General features: G+C 38.4%; 5 protein-coding genes. 1 reads left to right on the top strand and 4 read right to left on the bottom strand.

The genetic code is table 11. The features are described 5' to 3' along the window. Nucleotides 1-245: 245 nt before the first annotated feature. From ACFSBH_RS12525 to ACFSBH_RS12510, 4 genes are read right to left on the bottom strand one after another with little or no spacing between them, the layout of a single operon-like run. The gene (locus ACFSBH_RS12525) at nucleotides 246-653 is read right to left on the bottom strand and encodes a DUF3021 domain-containing protein (RefSeq protein ID WP_251517817.1); all 408 of its coding nucleotides are present in this window, start codon (nucleotides 651-653) and stop codon (nucleotides 246-248) included. After that, on the bottom strand, nucleotides 650-1,108 hold the full coding sequence (locus ACFSBH_RS12520) for a LytTR family DNA-binding domain-containing protein (RefSeq protein ID WP_251517815.1): 459 nt from the start codon (nucleotides 1,106-1,108) through the stop codon (nucleotides 650-652). The genes ACFSBH_RS12525 and ACFSBH_RS12520 overlap by 4 nt, the downstream gene beginning before the upstream one ends. Before the next feature lie 37 nt (nucleotides 1,109-1,145). Then, entirely contained in the window at nucleotides 1,146-1,886 is a 741-nt protein-coding gene (locus ACFSBH_RS12515) for an ABC transporter permease (protein ID WP_251517812.1), read from the bottom strand. A 20-nt stretch (nucleotides 1,887-1,906) separates the two neighbouring features. Beyond that, complete coding sequence (locus ACFSBH_RS12510) at nucleotides 1,907-2,623, bottom strand: ABC transporter ATP-binding protein (RefSeq protein ID WP_379597803.1); 717 nt, start codon at nucleotides 2,621-2,623, stop codon at nucleotides 1,907-1,909. A 275-nt stretch (nucleotides 2,624-2,898) separates the two neighbouring features. Between ACFSBH_RS12510 and ggt the strand changes: the two genes are divergently transcribed. Next, nucleotides 2,899-4,614, top strand: coding sequence for a gamma-glutamyltransferase (gene ggt / locus ACFSBH_RS12505; protein WP_251517807.1), 1,716 nt, complete (start codon nucleotides 2,899-2,901; stop codon nucleotides 4,612-4,614). The last annotated feature ends 129 nt before the right edge of the window (nucleotides 4,615-4,743 follow it).

Here is a 4,743-nt window from a genome sequence, read left to right as displayed (position 1 = left end):
TCTTTTGTTAGCATCGTTCATTGGCATAACCTCCAGATTTTTTTCTAAAGAGATTATCTCAAGAACGGATATTTAATAGAAGGTGTTCATTGTTTGACGCTTACGGATTATTCCTCGGTGAGAGTGACTTTATAAGTTCATTACTGATTGATCAATCAATAATAGGAGTGCAAATAACAAATTCGCATCCTTTCACTTTAAAAGAGGAATCTCATTTATAAAAATGAAATTCCTCCGATTTTCATTTAAATATTCATCAAATCATCATTCAACTTTTTAGCTTCATTACGGAAATACAGATAAAAACCAATCCAAATCCCCACATAAATGAATAAGAACAATCCTGCAAAGAGTAGAATGCTTGTCAAATTAAAAGGAATCCAGCCGACGTTGAGAGATAAAATGAAAAAGAGAATTACTGCTGAAATGAAATGTAAGGCGGTTTGCTGCACTAATTTTAAAGATTTGATTTCAAAAATAAGTGGCGTGACAGCGAAGAACCATCCACAGAAAATACATGCAAGAGAGTTTTTAAGAAAAAGCTCTCCATCTAATAGAGTGGAACCATTTAAATAAATGATATTAGTGATCAAAACCATCATAAAAGCACCGAATAAAATACCAATGAAACTTTGAAATAAAAATCGCTTCATCCATCCTTCCTCCTATTCATTTTCAAAGATTCTTTAATGTTTTTTACATAGTGTCTTGTTACATATTCTTTTGCTCCTGACTTGAAGTGGACACAGAGTGTTCCATTAAAAGAAGGCTCGAATCTGCTCATTTCATGCAGATTAGCAATTACTGATTTAGACAGCCTTACAAAACGAGTTGATGGTAGCATTTTTTCTAATTCGTACAGTTTCTCCTTCAGTACAAAAGATCCTTCTGATGTTACAGCGATGACCTTCTCATTCTCTGTATGAAAATAATGGATATTTTTAGGCTTCAAGATGTGCTGCATTTCACCGACTCTACCAATAATGAACTCCGTTTCTTTTCCTTTTAGATAATCTACAATCTCTTGTATGGAATCATCAAGTTCTTTACATTGGATGATAACCTTTGTTTGTTCATGCTCTTGATCGATATCCAATGATATCTTCATATATCTCATCCCCCACTAAAATTCTCCCTATTTACAATTATACAGTTTTTCGCTGCCTCTGAATGATCAAATAGGAAATAATTAGTAGAAAAAGGGCGTAACCTAAAGATAAGAATGTATCTGTGTCAAAGTGGAGCTGATTATTCCAGATAGCGATAAACAACTGATTCATATGATACAGGGGATTTAAGTAAGCGATCATTTGAACGAACTTCGGCATGATTTCAATGGGTAAAGCAAAGCCTCCAGTAAACATGACAAATTGAAAGATTACTATGGAGAAGACTAGAGCACTCTTCATCTCTTTAAAAAAAGAATATATTGCTGAGGCGAAAATTAGTAATAAGATGTTCAATAACAAGAAAAATGCGTAAGAACTTATAAAATTCATGTAATCAAAAGGCAGATTATATACAAAAATACCGAGCATTTGAATGAAGAAATAACCGACGCTAGTTACAATAATCGACCTAAGGATGTTAGAAACAAGCAGGATTTTTTTAGAAACGGGTGCAAGCAGGATTCTTTTTTCTACTCCGCTGGAGCGGTTCACTACTTGTTCGAATCCAAACGCAAAGAATATGACTGAAAACGTGATGAGCAAAATAAATGACGGAGTATAAACTTCAGCATATGTTAAACCGTTGGCATACGTATTTTCTCCAAATAGCTGCCCTAAGAATATATAAGTGACAGGTGGGATAATCAGCGAAAATGCTAAATAAAAAATTTCTCTTGAGAACATAATCAGATCATATTTTAATTGGGTAAGTAACATGATAATTCCTCCTCTTGATTTTATATTGCTTCAACGTTTTGTAAGTAAAAATTGTTGATGGATGAGTATCCACGGGCAAGGATATTTTCTGGTGTTGTTAACACCTCTGCTTTTCCGTCATTGATCAAGCAGACTTTATCACAGTACATCTCTATTTCGTCCATATAATGAGTGGTGAGGATGACTGTTCCACCGGTTTTTCGATTATACTTCGCAATGTAAGACCATAGAGTATTTCGCATGTGTGGATCTAATCCAGTGGTAGGTTCATCGAGAATAATTAACTTTGGATTGGACAAGAAGGCTATTGCTAAGCTGACCTTTTGTTTCCAGCCGCCAGAGAGTTTTTCAAAGTATGTTTTTTTATGAGATTCCAACTTGAAGTCTTCAATAATTTGTTCGATCTTCAAGTCAGATTGATAGTATGCCTTGAATAGACGAAGCAGTTCAACTACTTTAAGATTCTTATAAAACTCGGTTGGTTGTAAGACAGCCGAGATGTTGGAGCGAATCGCTTGTTGTTTCTGTTCCGTAAGATGTTTCAAGTCATGTCCGAACACATTTACTTCGCCCTCATCATAACTCTTCAGTGTCATAATGATTTCAAGGAAAGTGGACTTCCCTGCGCCATTTTTACCGATCACACCGATAATTTCTCCTTTATTCGCTTGAAAATCCAACCCCTTTAATACAGGTTTACCGTGATATGACTTATGCAAATTCTTCACCTTGATCATTTTGTCGCCCTCCGTTTTTCTTTGTTAATTACATCCTATCGAGAAACGTTTTTTCCGTCTATGCAATCTCGATGAGATGTCGATCTCTGATAGTCACATGCAAAAAATAGGGGGTGTCATGCATCCATAGAAAACGGTGTATATCTCCGTATTCCTTTGAGTCCAGGAATGAAAAGGTTGCTAAACGGGTAAATGGAAGTATCTCTGTTAGGTTTACAGACCTCACAGGTTGAGAAGAACGTATAGAAGCTATTTCACAGAAGAGGTGTAAGCAAATGAGTTTAGAAGAAATATTTCAAAATCAAAAACCTGTAGAAGATGCTGCAAACGAACATACAGTAATCGGAAAAGATGGAATGGTTTCTTGTCCGGTAAAAGAAGCGGCTGAAGTGGGGGAAGAGGTACTGAAAGAAGGCGGCAATGCGATGGATGCCGTCATTGCAATGCAACTTGCTCTCGCAGCTGTAGAAGGGATGAATACAGGTGTTGGCGGTGGTGGAGTCATTTTATATTATGATTCCAGTAATAAAGAAACGAAAATAATTAATGGGCATAGCCAAGCACCGTCAGCTGTTAAACCTGATCTGTTCTTTGATGAGGAAGATTCACTAATTTCATTCGATGAGCGCTCGACAAGTCCCCGTGCAGTGGCTGTGCCAGGGGTGTTGAGAATGCTGGAATTGGCTAAAAATCAGTATGGAACCTTGTCACTTGAGCGTCTTATTGATCCTGCTATACATTTAGCGGAAGAAGGATTCCGCATCAATCGATCGTGGGAAAGAGCATTGGAGAATTTCCAGCATCGCTTGGGAGATGTAGCTAAGAAGACATTTGTTCCTGATGGTAAGCCATTAAAACAGGGAGTCCATTTCCAACAGCCAGACTTGGTGAAGACCCTGAAACTGATCCGTAAAGAGGGGTTCTCCACGTTTTATGAAGGTGAAATTGCTGATGCTATCATCAAAACTTTAGCCGACCATGGAGGAATAATGGAAAAGGCTGATTTAGAAAGCTATCAATCAGCTATCGAAGAACCGTTTTGGGGGAGTTACAAGGATTATAAATTAGCCATTCCTGCCCCGGCAGGCGGTGGCGGGGTTTCGTTATCCATGCTGCTTAAAATGCTGGAGAAACTGAACGTGAGTCAATACGATATCCATTCTTGGGAAAAGTATCATTTGATTGCAGAGGCGACAAGGCTTGTATTGGCGGACCAACAGACGTATCTCGGTGACCCGGAATTCAGCAGGATTCCTTATCAAGGTCTGCTTAGTGATGAGTATATTGAAGAAAGGCTAAAACTCATTGACCTTGAATCTAAGAAAAAAGAGATTACTGCAGGTAAACCATGGAACTACCAAGAAGGTGAGCCGAATTATAAGGTGGAAATGGACCACAACCGTCATGGTATGGACACGACTCACTTTACAGCAGTAGACCAATGGGGCAATGTTGCTGCATGTACGACTTCACTCGAGCGGATATTCGGTTCTGGAATCATGGTGGATGGATATGGATTCATGCTAAATAATGACTTGACAGATTTTAGTCCAGAACCTGGAGCGGCGAATGAACCAAACAGCAAAAAATTCCCGGTAAGCTCCAAATCTCCGACGATTGTTTTTCATGATGGAAAACCGTTTTTCACTCTTGGTTCTCCTGGAGCCACCACTATTATCAGCTCGGTCGCACAAGTTCTTTTACATGTCCTAGACTATAAAATGGATTTGAGGGAAGCAATCGCCGAAGTACGGATATTCAATAATCCTGAGGCTTCGATGGAATGGGAAGATGGTATCAATGAGGAAGCGATGGCCCAGTTGAAGAAAATAAGTTATGAACTGAATAAAAGCTTTAAAACTGAAACTGCTGATAATCGTTTAGGGGACGTCAAAGGAATCTTAATCAATCCATGGAATGGCAATTTGTATGGAGCGGTAGATTCACCTAGACCAGGAAGAGCGATTGGAATCAACCAAAATTCCAAGTAAGAAAAAAGAGACATCCACGACCTATGAACTGCCCCCTGTCAAGTAGACAGCGGAAATAATAAAAAGAATTTAAGCGGCTTTAGCTCTGTATTCTATAGGGCTAAGGCCGTTTAATCCTTCTTGATATCT

The organism is Oceanobacillus luteolus (assembly GCF_042678205.1).
GTDB classification, from domain to species: Bacteria; Bacillota; Bacilli; order Bacillales; family Amphibacillaceae; genus Oceanobacillus; species Oceanobacillus luteolus.
The sequence above is the reverse complement of the archived record's forward strand: the minus strand, read 5'-3'. Positions and strand labels throughout refer to the sequence as shown.